Below are 23807 nucleotides of genomic sequence, written 5' to 3' on the forward strand. Positions count from 1 at the left end.
AATGCATCCCTGCGCCCTATTACTACCTTTACGCCGTGGTGTTTTGATGCGGCTGTTGCAGCAACTCCTCCAGTGAAACGTTCACGCCTTCAAGCGTAACCAGTTGAGCACTGCTGAACGCCGTACCCGTCCCATCACGGTCTATCGAAAGCACGGTATTGCCATCTGAAGTATGGTCCACTTTTACAAAATCATTAACATTACTTGTGGAATCATTCCATCCGATTAACAAATCGCTTACATCGATTTTATCACCCTGGGCGACATTGAAGTCCGTCCAGGTATCGTGACCGTTGCCGCCGGTTGCATCTGCGGTGGCCAGCAGATGATAAACCAGGGTATCGGCACCGGCACCGGCGGTAATGGTGTCGTCGTAGGCACCTCCCGTCAGTGTGTCAGCCCCCGCAGTACCTGTGATGGTTGGGTGCAGATCGATGGTGAAGGTGTTCTGGGTAATGGTGCCGTCCGTTGCCGCCAGACTGTAGCTAAACACCTCTTTATGCAGCAGGCTTTGTGCACTGACCTCTGCATTCAGGGTATAGGTATAGTGACCGCTGGCATCGACATTCAGCACCCCGTAATCACCCGCAATTGACGTGGTACCCGCTGTATTTACGGTAGTGACATCTCCTGCTTCATTAATAATGCTCAAGGTTCCAGTATGACTGTCGGTGGAATCCCCATAGATACTGCCGCTGGCATCGCTCTCCGTACCGGTTGACTCGGCCACCAGACTGTTGGTCGAAAGCAGCGTGGCCGCGGCACCCTCGTTCAGCGTGACGGTCAATGTTGCCGACGTCACCGCGCCCGCCGCATCTCTCACCGAGTAGGTGAAGCTGTCGGTCGCCGGAAGCGTGTCGATATCCAGTCCGCCTTTCAGCGTGTAGGTATATTGACCGTGCGAGTCGATATTCAGCGTGCCGTATGCAGAACTTATCGACGTGCTGCCTGTTTCGTTCACGGCCACCGCGCCGACCGAGGTTACGGCGGTACCGACAGGCACCACGCCATCTACGGAACTGGTATCGTTGGTGAGCAGATTGCCGGTCACGGTGGCAGCCACCGTCACGGCCAGCGTGGTAACGTCATTGGTAGTTCTGATAGTCGTGGTCGGCAACACGCTGACGTTCAGGTTTGAGGCCAGCACAACCGCATAGGTCCCCGTGGTCAAGGTATTCAGGGCCACGGTGCCACCGGTGTAAGGGCCAATTCCGATAAGCCCGGCAATATAGTTGGGGATACTCTGGACGAGCGACCAGCTGCCATTCGGCTGTTCCTGATACACGTTCAGAGAGTAGTTGACGAGCAGGTTGATGCCGTTCAGCGTCGCGTTTACCGATACCTGACGTGAATCATCCGCGCCGACTGTCAACAGGAGAGGATTACTGCCGCCAATGACCGTTGCCGACAGAATAGTACCCACACCGACGGAAAGCAGAGCCGTACCGGAGATGCTGCTCAGCGCATTGGATTGCTGGACGACCTGGCTTGTGTAATCCACCTCGTTGGTGTCGTTGACCGCCGCGATACGAATCGCACTGCCTACCGACGCCGTTGGCGAGACATTGCCTGCACGGTCGGTCTGGGTAACCGAGAGCAGGGCACCCGTGGTTTGCGCTGTGGTCAGCGCTACCGTGAAGGCCCCTGCGCTGTCGGTGGTTGCCGTACCAATGATGGCCCCACCGGCATCTCTCACCGTCACGGTGGAGTTGGCTTCACCCGTACCGGTCAACGTATTGCCTGTGTTGTCGACAGCAAGCGCCGTAACGGCCGCCGGTGCCACGGTATCAACGGTGATAGCGACAGGCGTGGTTGCCGGACTCACGTTGCCTGCGGCATCGGTTGCCGTCACACTCAACTGGTGTGCGCCATCGGTCAGTGCAGTGGTCGTATAGGTCCATGCACCAGCCGCATCTGCCGCGACGGTCCCGAGAATGGTCGCACCGTCATAAATGGTGACCAGCGCGTTGGCTTCCGCCGTCCCGGCAAGCGTCGGGGTGTTGTCATCGGTGAAGGCACCCGACGTCAGGGTACCGGTAGTGGTTCCCACGTTATCGGATACGGTAAGGCCGGTCACAGCCAGCGGTGCCACCGAATCTACCGTAAAGGTGATGGCGGTCGCAGGGCCGACGTTACCCGCCGTATCGGTCGCCGTCACGTTGAGGGTGTGAACCCCGTCCGCCAGTGTGGTCGAGGTAAAGCTCCATGCCCCCGTCGCGCCCGCCGTAACCGTGCCGAGAGGCGTGGTGCCGTCCAGAATGGTGACACGGCTGCCCGCCTCTGCCGTACCTGTGAGCAACGGTGTGTTGTCATTGGTCGTACCGTTGTTGAGGATTGGCGTCGCGACAGTGCCATTGTTGTTGCTGGTAGTGAAGGTCACTGCGCCCGGCGCGGTGGTATCGATATTGACCGTCGCTGCCGTGCTGCCGCTCACGTTACCGGCCGCATCGGTCACTGATACGGTCAGCGTATGGGCACCGGTCCCGAGAACGCCAGTGGTGAAGTTCCAGGCCCCGTTGGCATCGGCCAGTACCGTACCGAGCAGCGCCGCGCCTTCAAAGATATTGACGGTGCTGTTTGCTTCGGCAACACCGCTGAGGGTTGGCGTTGTATCGTTGGTGACGCCGCCGTTTGGTATCACCGTATTGGCGACATCATTGGTGATAACCAGCGTAGACGCCGTCGGGGCTATGGTATCGACCGTGATTGGGAATGCGGTCGCCGTACTGGTGTTGCCTGCCGGGTCGGTTACCGTCACGCTCAATGCATGCGGGCCGTTGGAGAGCGCCGCCGTGGTGAATTCCCACGCGCCGCCTGCACCGGCAGTTACGGTGCCCAAAATGGCCGTGCCGTCATAAACGGTGACGATATTACCGAGTGCACCCGCCGTACCGCTCAGGGTTGGTGTCGTGTCATCGGTTGTCGCACCACTTGCCAGCGCGCCGGTAAGGGTTCCCACGTTGTCGGTCACCACGAGATCGGTCACAGGCACCGGTCCTGTAGTGACGACGTTCAAGGTCAAGGTGGCAGCAGGACTGACGTTACCTGCGGCATCCGTTGCCGTCACCGTGAAGGTATGCGCGCCATCCGCCAACGCTGCCGGACTGTAGTTCCAGGTTCCGGCGGCAGAGGCCGTAACAGTGGCGAGCGGTGCGCCATCCTGCAGGATGGTGACGGTACTGCCCGCTTCTGCGGTACCGCTCAGCGCCGGTGTGCTGTCATTGGTGCTGCCGTTGTCGGCAATTGGAATGGCTACCGCTCCGTTGTCGTTGCTGGCCGTAATCGTGGCCGCAATCGGTGCTTCGATGTCGATGATAACGGTAGCCGTGGCGGAGGCCACACTCACGTTACCCGCAGCATCGGTCGCACTGGCAGAGAAGTTGTGGGTGCCCGGCTCGAGATCGGCGGCCGGGGTAAATTCCCAGACACCTCCAACGGCGGTCACCGTTCCGATGGCATCCGTACCGTCGAAGATGGTCACCAGCGCACCGTCTTCTGCCGTACCGCTCAGCGTTGGTGTCGCGTCATTGGTCGAGCCGCCGTTTGCAACCGGAACGCCCGTTTCGTCATTGGTTACCACCAGTGTGACGGCCGCTGGTGCTGCGGTATCCACGGTGAAGGTCAATGTTGGCGATGGGTCGCTCACATTGCCTGCCGCATCGGTTACCGTTACGCTCAGCGCATGGTCGCCGTTGGACAGTTGCGGGGTATTCAGGCTCCATGCGCCGGTCACCGCATCGGCAGTCACAGTACCGATGACGGTGGTGCCATCATAAAGCGTAACCAGTGAACCCGCTTCTGCGGTACCACTTACCAGCGGCGTGTTGTCATTGGTGGACGTGCCATCCGCGATAGGAACAGGTGTCGCTACGTCATCATTGCTGACCAGAAGGTCGATGGCCGCATCCGGTACCGTAACATCAATGGTGATAGTGATGGTATCGGAGGTGGTAACGTTGCCCACGCCATCGGTAGTCGTGATAAAGAACCCATAGGTGCCTTCGGCAATCGCAGCGGCCGGAGTGAAACTCCATTGACCGTCGGCGCCTACGGCAACCGTTGCGAGCGGTGCGGCATTCACGCCATCATAGATGGCAATGGTGCTGCCCGCCGTCGACAGACCGCTGAAGACCGGCGTGCTGTCATTGGTAGAAGCGCCGTCCAGCAGGGCAACCAGCGTAGTGCCCGCGTCGTCGGTGATTTCCAGCGTCGAGGTGGCCGGCGGAATTCCGGCTTCGACATCCAGAACAAACGGCGTGGCCGTACTGACGTTTCCGGCGATATCCGTAACGATAATGCTGAAGTTATGAGTGCCGTTACCCAGCGCAATCGGGGTAATGGTCCAAGTGGTATCCTCGCCGACCACTGCGGTGCCCAGCAGCGTCGCCCCTTCATAGACACTGACCGTCGTACCGGCTTCCGCCGTACCCGAGAAGGTTGGCGTGTTGTCGTCGGTTACAGCGCCTGTCAGCAGCGGGCCTTGCGCGTCGCCCACATTGTCGGTGACCACCAGGCTGCCTACCGCATCAGGGACAACGGCATCGACAGTAATGGTGTAACCGGCCGACTGATCGCTGAGATTACCGGCGGCATCCACGGCGGCCACGGTGAAGACATGCGGCGTATTGTCAGTCAGTGCTGCAACATCGAAACGCCACTCGCCAGCATCCGAGACGGCGGCCGTACCTACCAGCACGGCATCCTGATAAATATTGACCGTCGTTCCCGGCGTGCCCGTGCCGAGCAGTTCCGGCGTGGCATCATTGGTCAGACCGCCATTGGCAATCAGCACCAGCGAGGTGCCGTCGTTGTTGTAAATGGCGAAATCAGCCACATCGATAGGTTCAGGCGGCGTCAGATCGACCGTGAAGCTCACATTGGTCGCTGCACTGCTGTTGCCCGCCTCATCGGTCACCGTTATCGCCAGGTTATAGGTCGTGCCGTCTGCCAGGGCATCCGGCGTAAAGGTCCACACACCGGTTGTGGCATCGGCGGTGACTGTACCGAAGGTCGAGCCATCGGCGGTATTTACCAGTGTAATGGTGCTGCCAGGTTCGGCCGTGCCGCTGATAACCGGCGTTGCATCGTTGGTAATGCCGCCATTGGCGATATCCACCGGCGCGTCGCCTTCGTCATTTTGCAGCAGCAGATCGGTGACAGGTTCCGGCGCGGTGGCATCGACAGTCAGCGTGAAGGTCGGCGAATTCTCGCTGACGTTGCCCACTTCGTCGGTGACCGTGGCGTAAAACGTATGAGTGCCGTCCGTCAAGGCCGGTGAGACCAGACTCCAGGTGCCATCCTCCAGCGCGACCGTCGTGCCGACCACCTGCTGATTTTCGTCATAGACGGTGACTACGCTTCCGGCTTCCGCCGCACCGCTCAGCAGCGGCGTGTTGTCATTGGTGGTGGTGTTTTCTTCAACGGGTACACCCGGTGCCACGTTGTCATTGGTCAGAGTCAACGTCGTGGCATCCGGCGCCACGGTATCGACGGTAAAGGTGAGGGTTTGCGGTGCGCTGACGTTACCGGCGGCATCGACAACCTCCACAGTCAGCGTATAGGCCACATCGTCGAGAGGCTCTGTCAGCGTTACCGTCCAGGTTCCATCGGTGCCTACGGTGGCTGTGCCGAGCAAGGTATCGCCATTGGATACATTGACCACGCTACCCGCCGCAGCCGTACCGGAAATCAGTGGCGTGCTGTCATTGGTGTAGGTCACGCCGTCGATGACGACGACCGCCGAGCCATTGTCGTTGGCGAGCGTCAGGTCCGCCGCGGCATCAGGCTGTACGGTGTCTATTTCCACATTGATGACCGCAGGCGCACTGACATTGCCGGCAGGATCTGTAGCCGTTACATTCAGCGCATGCAGACCGTCGGTCAGTGGCGTGCCGTCCGGAACGGTGAAACTCCAGATTCCGGTATCATCAACGGTGATGGTCCCGAGAGGCGCGGCGGTGAGATCGTCACCGTCATAAATATTGATGATGCTGCCCGCCTCGGCCGTACCGGTGAGGACTGGCGTGTTGTCGTTGGTCAGACCGCCATCGACAATGGCAACCGGATCGGCGGCCTGATTATTGCTAAGGGCAAGGTCTGCGACGGTAGGCGCTACGGTATCAATGGTGAGCGTAACCGGATCGCTTGCGGCACTGACGTTACCGACCGGGTCCGTTACGGTAACGGTGAACGCGTAGGTACCATCGCTCAGCGTTGGCGTGTAGCTCCAGTTACCGTCTGCATCCGCCGTTGTCGTTGCCAGCACGACATTGTCTTCCAGAATGGTAATGGTGCTGTTGGCCTCGGCCGTACCGCTCAGAACCGGCGTGTTGTCGTTGGTGACGCCGCCTTCGGCAATCGCAACCGGCGTTGCGCCGCTGTCGTTGCTGAAGACCAGATCCTGCGCGACATCAGGCGCGATAGTATCGATTTGGAAACCAATGGCCGGTGAGGCAGGACTTTCATTGCCCGCAGGGTCAACCACAACGGCGGTCAGGCTGTGAGGGCCGTCATCCAGTTGCGGCAGGGTAAAGCTCCAGCTGCCGTCGGCGGCAACCGTGGCGGTACCTATCACCACGCCGTTGTCCAGCACATTGACGGTACTGCCCGTTTCTGCGCTGTTGGCCCCTCCGCTATAAACCGGGGTACTGTCATTGGTGAAATCACCGTCGAGAATCGGCACCAGCGTGTTGCCTTCATTGTTGCTGAGCAAGACGGCGGTCGCTTCGGTTGGCGCGACGGTATCGATGATCAGATCAAGAGGCGCGGATACCGGACTGACGTTGCCAGCCGGATCGGTCACCGTGGTAGTAAAGGTGTGCACACCGTCGTCAAGCGGGTCGGTAACGGTAAAGGTCCAGTTGCCGTCCGCATCGACGAGGGCAGTCCCAATCACGTTGCCATTTTCGGACACGGTAACCGTGCTGCCGACTTCCGCAGTGCCGCTCAATACCGGTGTCGTGTCGTTGGTGGCTCCCGTTGTGACCGGTGTCGGGGTCGCGCCTTCATCGTTGCTGATAACGATATTGGTCGCCGTCTCCGGAGAGGTGATATCGACGGTGAAGGTGATGGGGTCGGTGGCAGGGCTGCTGTTACCGGCAGGATCCGTTACCGTGGCGGTAATGCTGTGCGCACCTTCGCCAAGCTCTGGCGTGTTGAAAGTCCAGGTGCCGTCATCGCCGACGATAGCGGTACCGAGCGGGGTATCGCCATCAGAAACGGTGACGGTGCTGCCTGGCTCTGCGGTACCGCTCAGCACAGGTGCGACATCGTTGATGACCGCATCTGCGCTAATCACCACCCCGTCATCGTTGGTCAGCACAACGTCTGTTGCGGCCTCCGGCGGAAGTCAGGTCAATGGTGATGGTCAGTGGGTCGGCCGCCGGACTGGTATTGCCCGCCGCATCCGTTACAGTCGTGGTCAGGGTGTGATCGCCTTCGGCCAGTTCTGGCAGGGTGTAGCTCCAGTTACCCTCGGCATCTACCGGAACTGTGACCGGTGTACCGCCATCGAGAACCAGCGTTACGGTACTGCCCGTTTCTGCCCAGCCGGTCAGCACCGGCGTCGTATCGTTGGTCGCGCCCGTGGTGATAGGCACCAGCGTGCCGGTGGTATCATTGTTGAAGACAAGACTGACTGCCGCCGCCGGCGGCTGGGTGTCCACGGAGAAACTGATGGCGTCGGATGCCGGACTGGTATTCCCGGCGGCATCGCTAACCGTGGTGGTCAGACTGTGGTCGCCTTCGGTCAGCACCGGCGTGGTGAAACTCCAGTTGCCGTCTGCATCCACCGGCACCGTACCGAGTGTTGTGGTGCCATCCAGAATGGTGACCGTCGAACCTGGCTCTGCGGTACCGCTCAATACCGGCGTAGTATCATTGGTTGCGCCGCCGGTAACAGGCACAGGCGTGCCGCTTTGGTCATTGCTCAGCACCACATCCGCCGCCGCATCCGGCACCAGCGAGTCGATGGTGATGGTGATATTGCCGGAGTCGGCAACGTTACCCGCGGCGTCCGTGGCGGTGGCATGGAAGACATAAACGCCGTCGGCGAGCGTGGTGGTATCGAACTGCCATTGTCCGCTGGCATCGGCGGTGACTGTGCCCAGCTCGACATCGCCGTTAAAGATAACCACTGTGCTGTTCGGCGTAGCCAGCCCGCTCAACGTTGGCGTGGTGTCCTTGGTAAAGGCGCCGTCGGCCAGCAGGACCAGCGTACTGCCGGAGTCATCGGTGATTTGCAGGGAACTGGTCGCCGGAGGTAAATCGGCATCCACGGTCAGGTCGAACGCCGGGGTGGCCGTACTGACATTGCCCGCCGGATCGGTCACGGTCAGTGTCAGACTGTGGTCGCCATTGCTCAGCGCAGGCGGGGTATAGCTCCAGTTGCCGTCCGCGTCGACGGTAACGGTGCCAAGCAGCGTGGTGCCATCATAGACATTCACTGTCGAGTTGGCTTCGGCCTGACCACTTAGCGTTGGCGTATTGTCATCAGTGATGGCGCCGGAAGCCAGTGGACCTGTGCTATCGCCGACATCATCAGTGACGATAAGACCGGTAACGGCCGCAGGTGGCTGGGTATCAACGGTGAAGGTAATCGGGTCTGAAGGCGTACTGACATTGCCTGCCGGGTCGGTCACGGTCGTGGTAATGCTGTGATCGCCCTCGGTGAGGGTAGGGGAGGTAAAGCTCCAGTTGCCATCGTCGCCGACGGTGACGGTACCCAGCTGGGTATCGCCGTCACTGATGGTAACGACTGTGCCAGGCTCGGCGGTGCCGCTCAGTACCGGCGTGGTGTCATTGGTTGCCCCGCCCGGGGTAACAGGGACGGCTGTGCTGCCTTCGTCATTGCTCAGTTGCAGATCGGCGGCAGGTTCCGGCACCAGCGTATCGATGATGATGGTGATATTGCCGGAGTCGACAATATTTCCATCGGTATCCGTAGCGGTAGCATGGAAGACGTAGGTGCCATCGGGGAGGTCGGTTGTATCAAACTGCCACTGTCCATCGGCATCCGCCGTCACAGTGCCCAATTCGACATCGCCGTTATAGATAACGACCGTTGCGTTGGCGGCTGCCAGACCGCTCAGTGTCGGGGTGTTGTCGCGTGTGTAGTCGCCATCGTTCAGCTGTACCAGTGTGCTGCCGGTGTCATCGGTGATTTCCAGTGACGTTGTGGCAGGAGGCAGGGCGGCATCAATGTTGACCGTAAAGGCATCGGATTCCACGCTGACATTGCCTGCGGCATCGGTCACGGTAGTGGTAATGCTGTGAGGACCGTTGGTCAGTTCCGGCGTCGTGAAGGTCCAGTTGCCCTCGGCATCGACTACCGCACTGCCGAGTAGGGTGTCGCCATCGTAAACGCTGACGGTGGTCCCCGCTTCCGCCTGACCGCTGAAGGTCAGCGTGCTGTCATTGGTTTCGGCACCTGGTTGAATCTCGCCGGCATCATCGCTGACCAGCAAACCGGTGACTGCGTCAGGTGCGAGGGTATCGACCGTGAAGGTCAGCGTGGTGGCAGGGCTGACGTTGCCTGCAATATCGGTTGCCGTAATGCTGAGAGTATGGCTGCCTTCGCCCAGTGCAGGGCTGGTGAAATTCCAGGTTCCGTCAGCGCCGACGAGAACGGTGCCGAGAACGGTTGTGCCGTCGGAAATGGTTACCGTACTTCCGGCTTCGGCTGTACCTGACAGAATAGGTGTACTGTCATTGGTCACACCGTTTTGAGTAATGGGCAGGGCCACCGCACCGTCATTATTGATAACGGAAAGGTCACCAATGGCATCGGGTGCCAGCGTATCGACGGTGAACTCGACAGGATCGGTCGCGGTGCTGGTATTGCCCGCAGGGTCGGTCACGGTCACTGTGAGGCTGTGCTGTCCGTCGGTCAAGGCCGCGGTCGTAAAGCTCCAGGTTCCGTCAGCGCCCACGGTTACCGTACCGAGCAATGTCGTACCATCGTAGATGCTGACTGTACTGCCTGCTTCAGCGGTACCGCTCAAGGTTGGTGTATTATCGTCAGTAGTCGTGCCATTGGTGATAGCCCCTTGCACGGCACCGACATCATCGGTAATCAGCAGGTCTGCAACCGGACTTGGCGGGGTAGTGTCATCGCCACCGCCATTGTCACCACCGCCGTTATCACCGCCGCCGTTGTCACCACCGCCGTTATCGCCACCGCCGTTGTCGCCACCGCCGTTGTCACCACCGCCGTTGTTACCGCCGCCGTTGTCGCCACCGCCGTTGTCACCGCCGCCGTTGTTACCGCCGCCGTTATTACCGCCGCCGTTGTTGCCACCGCCGTTGTCACCGTCCCCGTTGTTATTGTCGTTATTGGAATCATGACCACCATTTGAACTGCCAATCAGTGCAGCCAGTCCTGCCAGCCCGACGCCCGCCGCAGCTAGACCGATAATGGCGTTGTCACTCAGGCCATCTTCCGCCAGCAGGGCATCGGTACTGTCAATGGAAACGTAGTGGAAACCTTCAGTGCCGGGATCCTGGACCCACCATAATGCACCGTGTTCGTCTTGCAAGACCAGGGAGCTTTCGCCATTCGGACCATAAAAACCATGAATTACAAGGGTTTCACCAGATTTTGTGGTGACGACCAAATCATTGCCATTGCGTGTGAAAGACTTAATATCAGATTGGTTAAGATTAAGCTTTACCAAACTGGGAGCGGTCAAATTAACCTGATTGCCACTCAGTTCAGAAGCAATTGAACCACCTTTAGGCGTTACAGAGATATTATTCATGTTATCGAGATCCCGCGCAGTTATTAAAATCCATAAAACGCTTAGCATCCGTAGACACTGTTTTGACAGTAAATAGTCGTCACGACTATCCACTTCCTCTCTTGCTCGACCCCATAGAATTGACCTATGAAATCGCTACGAGCCTTTTTAAACCGCCACGCAGATACCCGATGGGCGCTATCGCCAGCGCGCAAAGGGTATCAAGTCAGTAAAGGGAAGCGCTCGACATGCAGCGCCTTGAAAATCCTCGGAGAGAGGCGGTAAACACACGCCGGACAATGGTGGAATCTTCGAGCCTGCGTTCAAATGAGCCGTCTTTATTGTTGACGGTCTCCTGGAAAGCGGGCCTGAACTCCTGCAAACATTGTTATTCATGCTCCGATAAAACCCTTTCTGGTCTAGCTGAATAATTTTGGTCTGGTGAGGAATGACTGCCATTTCGTCGACATTACACCGACAGAAAAACTAACATGTTGTTAGGAAAGCATTTTTATAGATAACTGCGTCGTTCGAAATCCGCTATTCATTGTTGAAATCTACCGGCGGATATCTGTTTCCGCTCATGAATAATCAGAAGACAGATTGACCCGCTCATCGCGTAATTCCTTATGTCTTTGATAGAGATAAGAGACGTCTTTTCTCGTACAAAAGTGGGAATACATCGATTGCGCTTAATACATTAACGTTAGCTGGTTAGAAAGCTTACACATTGAAAAAGAGATTAACGTATAACTTACAATTTGAAAAATAGGCTACAGCAATTGGTTGTCTGTGGATTGATTGCTAAAAGCAATCATTGGATTAATCACTTGTCCTTATATTTCGAAGGAGAATTATCACCTAGAAATAATAAGAACTTGCGATTTCACCGACTTGACAAAATTTAAAAATTAGAAGTATTTGATTTTTATATATAAATCTTCATTAGTTCAATGGGAGCAATGAAAGTGATGGATTAATCACTCACTCATTTCCGCCCAATAAAAAATATATTTCCCGCCGCTGGATTAATTTTCATTACGTCACTATTCAATTCTTAATGTTTAAATTTCGCTTATACATCACAAAAATACATAATAGGTTGGCAAATAAACATTAGCTGAATCGTTACATATTCTGCGAATAGTCAAGAATGACTAAAGAGTGAAATAACGCAAGGGAAGGGAAAGACAGGGAGACGCAATCAAAGAATATTGTCTGGGAAAAATTTATATAAAAAGTGAGCGCGATCGCAATATTTCTTGCAGAGTGAGAGGTTTGTCGAGGTGTGCAGAGTCGAGATAAACGTGGGGTTTGGTCAATATAAAAATCCACGCCGAAACGTGGATTTACGAGAGGTTCTAGATGGGGCATTGACGAATACATGCCTCAACACGCAACCTGCAAGTTAGACGTTGAACAGGAAGTTCATTACGTCGCCGTCTTTCACGATATAGTCTTTACCTTCTGAACGCATCTTGCCGGCTTCTTTCGCGCCTTGCTCGCCCTTGAAGGCAACAAAGTCGTCGAAACCGATGGTTTGCGCACGGATAAAGCCTTTCTCGAAGTCGGTGTGGATCTTGCCGGCAGCTTGTGGCGCGGTCGCGCCAACAGGGATGGTCCAGGCGCGAACTTCTTTCACGCCAGCGGTGAAGTAGGTTTGCAGGTTCAGCAACTCGTAACCCGCGCGGATCACGCGGTTAAGGCCCGGCTCTTCCAGACCCAGTTCGGCCATGAACTCGGCGCGGTCTTCATCTTCAAGCTCGGCGATGTCGGACTCGACGGCGGCACACACGGCAACCACCACAGAACCTTCGGCATCGGCAATTGCACGAACTTTATCGAGATACGGGTTGTTTTCGAAACCGTCTTCGTTGACGTTGGCGATATACATGGTTGGCTTCAGCGTCAGGAAGCTCAGGTAGCGGATGGCCGCCTTGTCTTCATCGCTCAGGTTCAACGCGCGCAGCATACCGGCCTGCTCGAGATGCGGCAGGCATTTTTCCAGCGCAGCCAGTTCGGCTTTTGCGTCTTTGTCGCCGCCTTTGGCTTTCTTCTGCACACGGTGAATGGCGCGCTCGCAGGTATCGAGGTCGGACAACGCCAGTTCGGTGTTGATGACGTCGATGTCGTCGGCAGGGTCAACCTTGTTGTTCACGTGAATGATATTGTCGTTTTCGAAACAACGCACAACGTGGCCGATAGCTTCGGTTTCACGGATGTTGGTCAGGAACTGGTTACCCAGACCTTCGCCTTTTGACGCGCCTTTGACCAGACCGGCGATATCAACGAATTCCATCGTGGTTGGTACAACGCGTTGAGGCTTGACTATCTCGGACAGTTTGTCGAGACGTGGGTCAGGCATAGGTACGACACCGGTATTTGGCTCGATGGTACAGAACGGGAAATTGGCCGCCTCGATACCCGCTTTGGTCAGCGCATTGAACAGAGTTGATTTACCGACGTTCGGCAGGCCGACGATACCGCATTTGAATCCCATGTTTTATATCACCTTAATTTCTTGATAATCAGGCAGTTAACATATTCTGCCTAATGTAATGACCATAATTCCGCTCATTATACACAGTTTGGCTGATGAACTCGATCCGCATCGCTTTTCAGGCCGCACCTCGCCTTGCCAGAGGCGCTATCTAGCCTCGGCACGGAAGCTGTGCAATCGGTTCATCGCCTTCAGTATTCCGTCTTTCATCAGGATATCGGTACAGCGCAGCGATTCGTCGATGGCATCGTCAATTAGACGCTGCTCGCTGGCTGGCGGTTTGCCCAGCACGAAACCGACCACTTTGTTGCGATCGCCGGGATGACCGATGCCGATGCGCAGACGGTAGAAGTTCGGATTGTTGCCGAGTTTGCTTTGGATATCTTTCAGCCCGTTATGACCGCCGTTTCCGCCGCCAAGCTTAATTTTCGCGGTGCCCGGAAGAAAGTCCAGTTCGTCATGGGCAACCAGTATTTCTTCAGGTTCGATACGATAAAAGTTGGCCATCGCACTGACCGCCTTGCCGCTGAGATTCATAAAGGTTGTCGGCACCAGCAGGCGAACGTCGTTGCCATTCAACGACAAACGTGCGGTGTAGCCGAAGAATTTAGGCTCTTCCTTTAACTGTTGGTTATGCTGACGCGCCAGTAAATCAACATACCAGGCACCGGCGTTGTGGCGGGTCTGGGCATATTCAGCGCCTGGATTCGCCAGGCCAACGATTAATTTTATGCTGCTCACGGTTCTCTTCGCTTCTCGAGGAAATAATCTGGCCGCTAGTTTACCCGCGCTTTGCCGCTGTGCCAAACCACAAGCCAAATAAACCGGGTTTCGTTCAGTATTGAATAGTTACAAATATTAACTATTCAAAATTCAACCAGATATACAAATTTTAAGTAAAGATTTGTCATTATCTCTCTCCACTCTGTGATCCTCCCCGCAACCCACGCGTGACCCGCAGACTATAATTTAATCAGGATGCAGAAGGGCAATCGGCTTTTCGCAGGGATTTCATTAAAGGATTACCGGAGGTGACGTATGAGACGTAAAAATGCAGCGGTTTGCGGTAACGTGTTGATGGGCGTCGGATTAGTGACGATGGTAGGCGGTATCGCATTCTCGATACTCAGTCAGTTACCCGAGCTGGGTCTGCCGGCCAACATGACGCAGGGCGCCATCATGGCTATCTTCATCGGCGCGCTGTTGTGGCTGGTAGGCGCACGCGTCGGCGGACGTGAAGCCGTCGCCGACCGCTATTACTGGGTGCGTCATTACGACGCGCGCTGTCGCAAAAACCATCGTCATCCCTAATCAATGATTTCTGTCATAACGCTACAAGATTTCTGTCTTGACACAACAAAAAGCCCCGACCGATTTCCCGGCCGGGGCTTTTTTCGTTAATCAACACGACAGGCGCCGTGGATTAGTGCTCGAACATCGCTGAGATCGATTCTTCGTTGCTGATACGACGGATGGCTTCAGCCAGCATGCCGGACAGGGTCAGAGTACGAACGTTTTTCAGGGCGCGAATTTCTGGAGACAGCGGAATGGTATCGCAGACAATCACTTCATCGAGCACGGAGTGCTTGATGTTTTCAACCGCATTGCCGGAGAAGATTGGGTGAGTTGCATAGGCGAATACACGCTTGGCGCCGCGTTCTTTCAGCGCTTCGGCCGCCTTGCACAGAGTGCCGCCGGTATCAATCATGTCATCGACCAGAATACAGTCGCGACCGGTCACGTCACCGATAATGTGCATCACCTGCGAAACGTTTGCGCGAGGACGACGTTTATCGATGATGGCCATGTCGGTGTCGTTCAGCAGTTTGGCAACGGCACGGGCACGAACCACACCGCCGATGTCCGGAGAAACCACAATCGGGTTTTCCAGGTTCTGCTGCATCATGTCTTCAAGCAGGATCGGGCTGCCGAACACGTTATCAACCGGGACATCGAAGAAGCCCTGAATTTGCTCTGCGTGCAGGTCAACGGTCAATACGCGGTCAACGCCAACGCTGGAGAGGAAGTCGGCAACGACTTTGGCGGTGATCGGTACACGCGCTGAACGCACGCGGCGATCCTGACGTGCATAACCGAAGTAGGGGATAACTGCCGTGATGCGACCGGCAGAGGCGCGCCGGAGTGCATCGACCATTACCACGAGTTCCATCAGGTTGTCGTTAGTAGGCGCGCAGGTGGATTGGATAATGAAAATATCTCCGCCACGTACATTTTCGTTAATTTGCACACTTACTTCGCCGTCACTAAAACGATTAACGGCGGCGTCACCTAGGCTGGTGTATAAACGGTTGGCAATACGTTGTGCTAGTTCCGGGATGGCGTTACCAGCAAAAAGCTTCATATCAGGCACGAGAAGAACCTCAGGCTTGCGTCCAGAGAAGATACGGCTCATGGCTTCACCGGGCGGTGAGCGAAACCACAGCAATATACATACGTACATCTTACCCTTCGTCTCTCTGCGCGCCAAAACGCGCCGACATCGGACGGGTATACAGATTTAAAACAAAAATTCCGAGAGGCTGGCAAAGAACAGACACAATAACGGGAAACTGTGACGCTCTATACTTTGGCTGCGGCTCTCATCAGCTCGGCACGGGTTTTATGCAGCGGCGAGACATTTACGCCTCGGGCGACAAAACCGTTAATCCATGCCGGAGCCTTACTCAACACCTCGCGAGCGGCTTCCTCTGTGTCGAATTCGGCAAACACACAGGCACCTGTTCCAGTGAGGCGCGACGGCGCGTATTCTAGCAGCCATGAAACAAGCTGTTCAACCTCGCAAAAACGTTTTCTTGCAATAGGCTCGCAATCATTGCTGAAACGGGCCTGTAATAGCTCATCAATCCGCCGTTTTGGCGTGTCGCGAATCAGTTCGGGGTCACCGAAGATGGCGGGCGTCGGAATGCTCACCCCCGGATGCGCCACAAGATACCACTTTTCCAGCGGTGAAACCGGATGTAAAACCTCGCCGATCCCTTCGGCAAACGCCGCATGGCCCATCACGAACACCGGCACATCCGCGCCGAGACGCACACCCAGTTCGGCGAGTTCTTCATCGCGAAGGCCGCCGTTCCACAGATAATTCAGCGCCACCAGCGTCGTGGCGGCATTGGAGGAACCGCCGCCAAGCCCGCCGCCCATCGGCAGCACTTTTTCGAGCTGGATATCGACACCGCACGGCGCAACATGGCCTTGCTGTGCCAGACGCGTCTGCAAAAGACGCGCCGCGCGCACGACAAGATTCTGCTCGTCCGGGACACCTTCAATGGACGGCGAAAGAGTAATGGCGTCATCTTCGCGCAGCGAAAAGGCCAGACGATCGCCGTAATCGACGAACTGAAACAGCGTTTGCAGATCGTGATAACCGTTGGCGCGCTGACCGGTGATGTACAGGAACAGATTGAGTTTAGCCGGAGATGGCCAGAATTGCGTCATCTCAGTTTAGTGTCCAGCTGTCCATTTTCAGTTTGATGCGCTGATCGCCCTGGGTCATTTCCAGACGATTAGGCAGCGGCGGGGTCACGGTCGTGTCGTAGCTCTGATAGCTCACGCTGCCGTTCAACCCTTTCTGCTTGTAATTGACCTGACGGAGACGATATTGGCTGTCGAGGCTGAAATCGGTGCTGTCGCCCGGCAGGCCCAGCATCCACTGACGCAGATTGGCCAGCGGAATCGACATGCCGGTCAGTTTTTGAATCATTTCATCAGGATTGTCGCTGGTAAACTGTTTACCCTCGTTGTTGGTCAACTGTGCATTGCCGTCCTGAACCTTGAGTTCCATCTCCGTGCTGCCCAATGGATTGGTCAGCAGCAGGCGGTAGCTTTGCGGCGAATACTGCTGCCAGAAGAAGCGGGCGTAGACTTTCTGTTTGTCGGAAATATAGGCAAAGGCCCCACGGGTCTGATAATGCTGCAACTGCCTGACCTGTTGTTCGTGCTGACGCCACTGCGGCGCAGTCGGGCTGGTTGACGGGCCTGTGGTCGGCGAAAACGTCGTACAGGCGGTCAGCACCAGGCTGGCAAGGGGAAGCAGGCGGAGCAGATGGGCTTTATGCATAGACATAACGAGTCGGGTCCTTTCGTTGGAATTCGTTTTAAAACGCAGTTTAGCATAGCGCTTCTGTACGCTTTAAAGCGAATACTAGCATAACCCCGTTGAACTTTACGCCCTGCGGCAATTCGGAAATATCGGTAAATGATAATCACTCAAATCGCGCCAAGTGTGCCAAATCACAGCTTTTTATAAAAACCGGACAGATAGTGCGGTGTGGCTTTTATTGATCTCGCGCATCTTGTAGAATGCGCTCCAGACGTAAACCCATACAAAGAAAAGTCTCATTCGACTATCGCTCCCATGACCCTACTTGCATTAGGCATTAATCACAAAACCGCCCCGGTATCTCTGCGTGAAAAGGTCACGTTCTCGCCAGACACTATCGAACAGGCGCTCTCGAGTCTGCTTCAGCAACCGCTGGTGCAGGGAGGCGTCGTGCTGTCTACCTGTAATCGTACCGAGCTCTATCTGAGCGTCGAGCAGCAGGAGCAGTTGAAAGGCAAGGGTGATGTGCAGGATCAACTGGTGGCATGGCTGTGTGATTACCACAAGTTAAGCGCCGAAGATGTAAAAAAGAGTCTCTACTGGCATCAGGACAACGACGCAGTCAGCCATTTGATGCGCGTCGCCAGCGGTCTTGACTCTCTGGTGCTGGGCGAGCCGCAGATTCTGGGTCAGGTGAAGAAAGCCTTTGCCGAATCCCAGCATGGTCAGGCGGTGTCGGGTGAGCTTGAACGTTTGTTTCAAAAGTCCTTTTCGGTTGCCAAACGCGTGCGTACCGAAACGGATATCGGTGCCAGCGCCGTGTCGGTGGCCTTTGCCGCCTGTACGCTGGCCCGCCAGATCTTCGAATCCCTCTCTGAAGTCAACGTGCTGCTGGTCGGCGCGGGCGAGACTATCGAGCTTGTGGCGCGTCATCTTCGCGAGCACAACGTCCGTCATATGATGATTGCCAACCGAACCCGTGAACGTGCGCAGGTTCTGGCCGACGAAGTCGGTGCCGAAGTCGTTTCCCTTCAGGATATCGACGCCCGCCTGGCCGATGCCGACATCATTATCAGCTCCACCGCCAGTCCGCTGCCTATCATCGGCAAGGGGATGGTCGAACGTGCGCTCAAGGCGCGACGCAATCAGCCGATGCTGATGGTCGATATCGCCGTTCCGCGTGATATCGAGCCGGAAGTCGGTAAACTCGCCAACGCCTACCTGTACAGCGTTGACGACCTGCACAGCATCATTCAAAAAATCTTGCCCAACGCAAGGCGGCGGCCATTCAGGCCGAAACCATCGTCGAGCAGGAAAGCTCCAACTTTATGGCCTGGCTGCGTTCGCAGGGCGCCGTGGAAATTATTCGCGACTACCGTACGCGCGCCGACACCGTTCGCGCCGACATGGAAGCCAAAGCCATGGCGGCGATAGCACAGGGTGCCGATGTACAAAGCGTTATCCACGACCTGGCCCATAAACTCACCAACCGCCTTATTCATGCCCCTACCCGTTCACTTCAACAGGCTGCCAGCGATGGCGACGTTGAACGTTTGCAGATTTTACGCGATAGTCTCGGGCTAGATCAGTAAGATATCCCAAAGGTCGTTACCTGAAGGCGGCCAACACACCTGCGTCCATCGGATGTCGGGTATAGTTTTTATTATCACAGGGTTAAACACTACGCATGAAGCCTTCTATTGTTGCCAAACTGGAAGTGTTACAAGAGCGCCATGAAGAAGTTCAGGCGATGCTCGGCGACGCCGCCGTGATTGCCGATCAGGAAAAATTCCGCAATCTTTCCCGCGAATATGCTCAGTTGAGCGATGTTTCCGCCTGCTTTTTGACCTGGCGACAGGCGCAGGAAGACCTGGCTGCCGCCGAAGAGATGCTTGAAGACCCTGAAATGCGCGAGATGGCTCAGGATGAAATCAAGCAGTGTCAGACCACGCTCGAAGAGCTTGAGCAACAGCTGCAATTCCTGTTGCTGCCCAAAGATCCCGATGACGAGCGCAGCTGCTTTATTGAAGTGCGCGCCGGAACCGGCGGTGACGAGGCGGCCATCTTTGCCGGTGATCTGTTCCGCATGTACAGCCGCTACGCCGAAGCGCGCCGCTGGCGGGTCGAAGTCATGAGCGCCAACGAAGGCGAGCATGGCGGCTATAAAGAAGTGATCGCCAAGGTTTCAGGCGAGGGCGTGTATGGACAGTTCAAGTTCGAATCCGGCGGCCACCGCGTGCAGCGCGTGCCTGAAACCGAATCTCAGGGCCGTATCCACACATCGGCCTGTACGGTCGCGGTAATGCCCGAAGTACCGGAGGCCGAACTGCCGGAAATCAACGCCGGTGACCTGCGCATCGACACCTTCCGCTCCTCCGGCGCGGGCGGTCAGCACGTCAACACCACGGATTCCGCTATCCGTATTACCCACCTGCCGACCGGTATCGTGGTCGAGTGTCAGGACGAACGTTCGCAGCACAAGAACAAGGCCAAGGCGTTGTCCGTGCTCGGCGCGCGAATTCGTGCCGCCGAAGTGGCGAAACGTCAGCAGGAAGAGGCCTCTACGCGCCGTAACCTGCTCGGCACCGGCGACCGTTCCGACCGCAACCGGACCTACAACTTCCCGCAGGGAAGGGTGACCGACCACCGCATCAACCTGACTATCTACCGTCTGGACGAAGTGATGGAAGGCAAGCTTGATATGCTTATCCAGCCGATTGTGCAGGAGTATCAGGCAGACCAGCTCGCCGCGCTGTCCGAGCAGGAATAATGGATTTTACCCGCTGGCTGAAACAGGCTGTGGGGCGTTTGGCGGCCAGTGAAAGTCCGAAGCGAGATGCAGAAATCTTGCTCGGTCACGTCACTGGCCGTTCGCGCACCTTTATTATGGCGTTTGGCGAAACCGAGCTTGATGCACAGACATTGGCTCGACTTGATGCGCTGCTTGGCCGACGCGAGAAGGGCGAACCCGTCGCCTATCTCGTTGGTGAGCGCGAATTCTGGTCGCTACCGCTTTCCGTCTCTCCCGCCACACTGATCCCTCGTCCCGATACCGAATGTCTGGTTGAACATGCGCTGCAACGTCTTGGCGAAGCACCTGCACGCGTGCTGGATTTAGGCACCGGCACCGGCGCGATTGCGCTGGCTATCGCCAGTGAGACGCCCCGACTGCGAGGTAATTGGCGTCGATCTGCATCCCGATGCCGTGGCGCTTGCGCAGTTCAATGGCACCAAACTGGGCCTGGGCAATGCGCAGTTTTTGCAGGGAAGCTGGTTTACGCCGGTACAAGGGCAGCGGTTCTCGCTGATTGTCAGCAATCCGCCGTATATCGACGCCGCCGATCCTCATCTGGCGCAGGGCGATGTGCGTTTCGAGCCTGCGAGCGCCCTCGTGGCCGCCAATAATGGGCTTGCAGACATTCAGCTGATTACGCAGCAGGCACCGGAACACCTCAGTGCCGATGGCTGGTTATTGTTCGAACACGGCTGGCAGCAGGGCGAAGCGGTTCGGGAGATCCTGGTTTCGGCCGGATTTATCGCCGTGGAAACGCTGAAGGATTACGGCGACAACGACCGTGTAACGCTGGGCCGATGGCCTGAATTGCCGTAATGATGCAATAAAAGAGGCGCGGTTAACGCGCCCTTGATAAAAAAGGGTGAGCAATGTCGTCATATATTTGGGTAAAAGATTTCCATATTCTGTTTATTACTGCCAGTATCGTTCTGTTTGTACTGCGCTTTTTCTGGAAATGGGCCAACGCGGGTATCATGCAGCAGCGCTGGGTAAAAATCGCGCCGCATATCATTGATACCTTTATGCTAATTAGCGGTATCTGGCTTGTGGTCATCACCCATTTTTATCCCTTTTCCCCACAAGGTTCATGGCTGACCGAAAAGCTTTTTGGCGTTATCATCTACATAGCCCTTGGATTTGTGGCGTTGGGAGAAGGCAGGAAAAAGTACGCAGCCAGAAAACGCGCTGGGTGGCTTTTATTCTTGCCTTGGGTTGTTTGTATTTGATTGTTAAGCTAGCCATAACAAAAATACCGCTGCTAATGGGATAACTATGAGCTCCATTGCTGATTTTGAATTTAACGCCGCGCCGTTAAGCACCGGCGTCATCCTGGTAACGCAGGCAATTCGCTTTGATTTTAAAGCCGACGATGTGAATCGTCAGTTGCAGGCTCTGGTGGAAGAAGCCAGAAGCAAGGTACCTGAAGAACTGAATCAGGATCAGCAGCTTGAAGTTTTGATCGAACTTTTTTATCGCACCTGGGGTTTCGGCGGCGCGGGCGGTGTCTATCGCCTGTCCGATGCTATCTGGATAGACAAGGTGCTGGCCTCGCGCCAGGGTACACCGGTGTCGCTCGGGGTGATTTTTCTGCACATTGCACACGCGCTGGATCTGCCGCTGATGCCGGTGATTTTCCCGACTCAGCTTATCGTCCGCGCCGACTGGCTCGACGAAGAGATGTGGCTGGTGAATCCGCTTAACGGCGAAACGCTCAGCGAGCATATTTTACAGGTATGGCTTAAAGGCAATCTTGGCGTCAGCGCCGTCATTGAAGATGACGACCTCGAAGAGGCGGATCACACCATGATCATCCGCAAGATGCTGGATACGCTCAAAGCCGCACTGATGGAAGAAAAACAGATGGAGCTGGCACTTAGCACCAGCGAAGCCGTGCTGGAATTCGATCCGGACGATCCTTACGAAATTCGCGATCGCGGGCTTATCTACGCACAACTCGACTGTAATCATGTCGCGATTTCCGACCTGAACTACTTTGTCGAACAGTGCCCCGAAGATCCGATTTCGGAAGTTATCAAGATGCAGATTCATTCGATTGAACAAAAAAGCGTTACATTACATTAATCAGCCCCGAGCGGGCTGTCTATCCAACATCTGTACCATTGATTTATTATCGATTAAGGCCAAAGCATGAAACATAAAGTGGTTAGCATTAAGGACATCGACGTAGCAAATGATTTGCCGTTTGTGTTGTTTGGCGGCATGAACGTGCTCGAATCACGTGACATGGCGATGCGCGTTTGTGAGCACTATGTGAAAGTGACTGACAAACTGGGCATTCCTTATGTGTTTAAAGCCTCTTTTGACAAAGCCAACCGTTCTTCCATCCACTCCTACCGTGGACCGGGTCTGGACGAAGGCATGAAGATTTTCCAGGACCTGAAAGCGGCGTTCGGCGTGAAAATCATCACCGACGTTCACGAAAGCTGGCAGGCACAGCCTGTTGCCGACGTGGTCGATGTGATTCAGCTGCCTGCCTTCCTGGCGCGTCAAACCGACCTGGTTGAAGCGATGGCCAAAACCGGCGCGGTCATCAACGTCAAGAAACCCCAGTTTGTAAGCCCGGGCCAGATGGGTAACATCGTCGACAAGTTCAAGGAAGGCGGTAACGATCAGGTTATTCTGTGCGATCGCGGCAGCAACTTTGGCTATGACAACCTTGTGGTCGACATGCTGGGCATGAATGTGATGATTAACGCCACAGGCGGTCATCCTGTCATCTTCGACGTGACCCACGCGCTGCAAACCCGTGACCCGTTTGGTGCGGCATCGGGCGGTCGTCGTGCCCAGGTTGCCGAACTGGCACGTGCCGGCATGGCGGTGGGCATCGCTGGCCTGTTTATCGAAGCGCACGAAGATCCGGCTCACGCCAAGTGCGACGGTCCTTCCGCGCTGCCGCTGGACAAGCTGGAACCTTTCCTGGTGCAGATGAAAGCCATCGACGACCTGGTGAAAAGCTTCCCGGCGCTGGATACCAGCAAGTAAGTCTGATAAAACGAATCAAGACCAAGGCGGCCATCGGGTCGCCTTTTTTATTGGCTTTCACACGCCCTCATCAAGCAACTTTTGAGACAGAAATGGAAATCACCTATCTCCTTGTTCCCGGTTATACCAATTCCGGACCCGATCACTGGCAGTCTTACATCGAAAAAAATACGCCAACGTCAAGCGCGTAGTGCAGGATGACTGGAACACCCCGCATACAGAAAAATGGGTAGCGCGCCTCAATGACGTTATCGACCATACGCCGGGCGAAATTGTGTTGGTCGGCCACAGTTGCGGAGCGGTCGCGGTGGCGCAGTGGGCAAGTCGCCATGCGCAGGAGAGAGTGATCGCGGCTGTGCTGGTGGCACCCGCCGATGTCGATGCTGCCACGGCACTGAACGACATCCGCCCGCAAAGGCCGTTGCCCACAGGCCGACTGCCTTTGCCGACCTTGCTGCTTTGCAGTGACAACGACGAGCATCTTTCACTCGCCAGGGCCGAGGCATTGGCTGCTGAATGGGGAAGTGACATCATGATGTTACCCGGCGCGGGGCATTTTCATACCGCTGCCGGTTTTGGAGAATGGCGCGCCGGAGAGAAAATCATCGAAGACTTTACCGGACTGAAATTTGTCCCGCTCGGCAGGAACAGCGCAGGGGAGTAGGCAGACATCCATACAAAAAGGCCCTGATTTTCATCAGGGCCTTCTCGTTT

The 23807-nt window shown here is 56.0% G+C and carries 12 protein-coding genes and 3 pseudogenes; 8 read left to right on the forward strand and 7 right to left on the reverse strand.

Annotated elements, in window-relative coordinates; all coding sequences use genetic code 11:
- Positions 1-28: 28 nt before the first annotated feature.
- The 4 genes from O1V66_RS04070 to pth all read right to left on the reverse strand — a co-directional run bounded on the left by O1V66_RS04070 (position 29) and on the right by pth (position 13977).
- Complete coding sequence (locus O1V66_RS04070) at positions 29-7321, reverse strand: Ig-like domain-containing protein (protein WP_269128121.1); 7293 nt, start codon at positions 7319-7321, stop codon at positions 29-31.
- The gene (locus O1V66_RS04075; RefSeq protein ID WP_414058471.1) at positions 7305-10805 is read right to left on the reverse strand and encodes an Ig-like domain-containing protein; all 3501 of its coding nucleotides are present in this window, start codon (positions 10803-10805) and stop codon (positions 7305-7307) included. The genes O1V66_RS04070 and O1V66_RS04075 overlap by 17 nt, the downstream gene beginning before the upstream one ends.
- Positions 10806-12144: 1339 nt before the next feature.
- Positions 12145-13236 carry a redox-regulated ATPase YchF gene (gene ychF, locus O1V66_RS04085; RefSeq protein ID WP_045047059.1) on the reverse strand — a complete coding sequence of 364 codons (1092 nt, stop codon included), beginning with the start codon at positions 13234-13236 and terminating at the stop codon, positions 12145-12147.
- A gap of 147 nt (positions 13237-13383) precedes the next feature.
- A complete protein-coding gene (gene pth, locus O1V66_RS04090; protein WP_045047058.1) occupies positions 13384-13977 on the reverse strand; it encodes an aminoacyl-tRNA hydrolase in 594 nt (197 codons plus the stop codon).
- Positions 13978-14274: 297 nt separating this feature from the next.
- Between pth and ychH the strand changes: the two genes are divergently transcribed.
- Positions 14275-14547 (forward strand): stress-induced protein YchH, encoded by a 273-nt coding sequence (gene ychH, locus O1V66_RS04095; RefSeq protein ID WP_045047057.1) that lies wholly within the window; start codon positions 14275-14277, stop codon positions 14545-14547.
- A 112-nt stretch (positions 14548-14659) separates the two neighbouring features.
- Here ychH and O1V66_RS04100 read toward each other — a convergent pair whose 3' ends face one another.
- The 3 genes from O1V66_RS04100 to lolB all read right to left on the reverse strand — a co-directional run bounded on the left by O1V66_RS04100 (position 14660) and on the right by lolB (position 17320).
- A complete protein-coding gene (locus O1V66_RS04100) occupies positions 14660-15607 on the reverse strand; it encodes a ribose-phosphate pyrophosphokinase (RefSeq protein WP_152623588.1) in 948 nt (315 codons plus the stop codon).
- Between the two features lie 209 nt (positions 15608-15816).
- Positions 15817-16692: a 4-(cytidine 5'-diphospho)-2-C-methyl-D-erythritol kinase gene (ispE, locus tag O1V66_RS04105; protein WP_045047056.1), complete on the reverse strand. Its 876-nt coding sequence runs from the start codon at positions 16690-16692 to the stop codon at positions 15817-15819.
- A 1-nt stretch (position 16693) separates the two neighbouring features.
- Entirely contained in the window at positions 16694-17320 is a 627-nt protein-coding gene (lolB, locus tag O1V66_RS04110; protein WP_045047055.1) for a lipoprotein insertase outer membrane protein LolB, read from the reverse strand.
- Positions 17321-17611: 291 nt separating this feature from the next.
- On the opposite strand from lolB, the pseudogene hemA reads away from it, so the two are divergent.
- From hemA to O1V66_RS04145, 7 genes and pseudogenes are all read left to right on the forward strand, one after another.
- Positions 17612-18888: pseudogene (hemA, locus tag O1V66_RS04115) on the forward strand (glutamyl-tRNA reductase).
- A gap of 95 nt (positions 18889-18983) precedes the next feature.
- Positions 18984-20066 carry a peptide chain release factor 1 gene (gene prfA / locus O1V66_RS04120; protein WP_045047053.1) on the forward strand — a complete coding sequence of 361 codons (1083 nt, stop codon included), beginning with the start codon at positions 18984-18986 and terminating at the stop codon, positions 20064-20066.
- A pseudogene (gene prmC / locus O1V66_RS04125) lies at positions 20066-20906 on the forward strand (peptide chain release factor N(5)-glutamine methyltransferase). Before prfA ends, prmC begins: the two are co-directional and overlap by 1 nt.
- Before the next feature lie 53 nt (positions 20907-20959).
- Positions 20960-21360: pseudogene (locus O1V66_RS04130) on the forward strand (SirB2 family protein).
- 2 nt (positions 21361-21362) lie between these two features.
- Positions 21363-22172, forward strand: coding sequence for an invasion regulator SirB1 (gene sirB1, locus O1V66_RS04135; RefSeq protein WP_045047050.1), 810 nt, complete (start codon positions 21363-21365; stop codon positions 22170-22172).
- Positions 22173-22238: 66 nt separating this feature from the next.
- Positions 22239-23093, forward strand: a complete 855-nt coding sequence (gene kdsA, locus O1V66_RS04140) for a 3-deoxy-8-phosphooctulonate synthase (protein WP_045047049.1) — start codon at positions 22239-22241, stop codon at positions 23091-23093.
- A gap of 145 nt (positions 23094-23238) precedes the next feature.
- The gene (locus O1V66_RS04145; protein WP_269128329.1) at positions 23239-23757 is read left to right on the forward strand and encodes an RBBP9/YdeN family alpha/beta hydrolase; all 519 of its coding nucleotides are present in this window, start codon (positions 23239-23241) and stop codon (positions 23755-23757) included.
- Positions 23758-23807: the final 50 nt, after the last annotated feature.

Source organism: Rouxiella chamberiensis (assembly GCF_026967475.1).
GTDB classification, from domain to species: Bacteria; Pseudomonadota; Gammaproteobacteria; order Enterobacterales; family Enterobacteriaceae; genus Rouxiella; species Rouxiella chamberiensis.

Bases quoted from the DNA above. Each gene is read 5' to 3' on its own strand.
- ychF (WP_045047059.1), bottom strand. From the start codon at position 13,236: ATGGGATTCAAATGCGGTATCGTCGGCCTGCCGAACGTCGGTAAATCA.
- kdsA (WP_045047049.1), top strand. From the start codon at position 22,239: ATGAAACATAAAGTGGTTAGCATTAAGGACATCGACGTAGCAAATGAT.
- sirB1 (WP_045047050.1), top strand. From the start codon at position 21,363: ATGAGCTCCATTGCTGATTTTGAATTTAACGCCGCGCCGTTAAGCACC.
- prfA (WP_045047053.1), top strand. From the start codon at position 18,984: ATGAAGCCTTCTATTGTTGCCAAACTGGAAGTGTTACAAGAGCGCCAT.
- ispE (WP_045047056.1), bottom strand. From the start codon at position 16,692: ATGACGCAATTCTGGCCATCTCCGGCTAAACTCAATCTGTTCCTGTAC.
- O1V66_RS04075 (WP_414058471.1), bottom strand. From the start codon at position 10,805: ATGCTAAGCGTTTTATGGATTTTAATAACTGCGCGGGATCTCGATAAC.
- lolB (WP_045047055.1), bottom strand. From the start codon at position 17,320: ATGTCTATGCATAAAGCCCATCTGCTCCGCCTGCTTCCCCTTGCCAGC.
- ychH (WP_045047057.1), top strand. From the start codon at position 14,275: ATGAGACGTAAAAATGCAGCGGTTTGCGGTAACGTGTTGATGGGCGTC.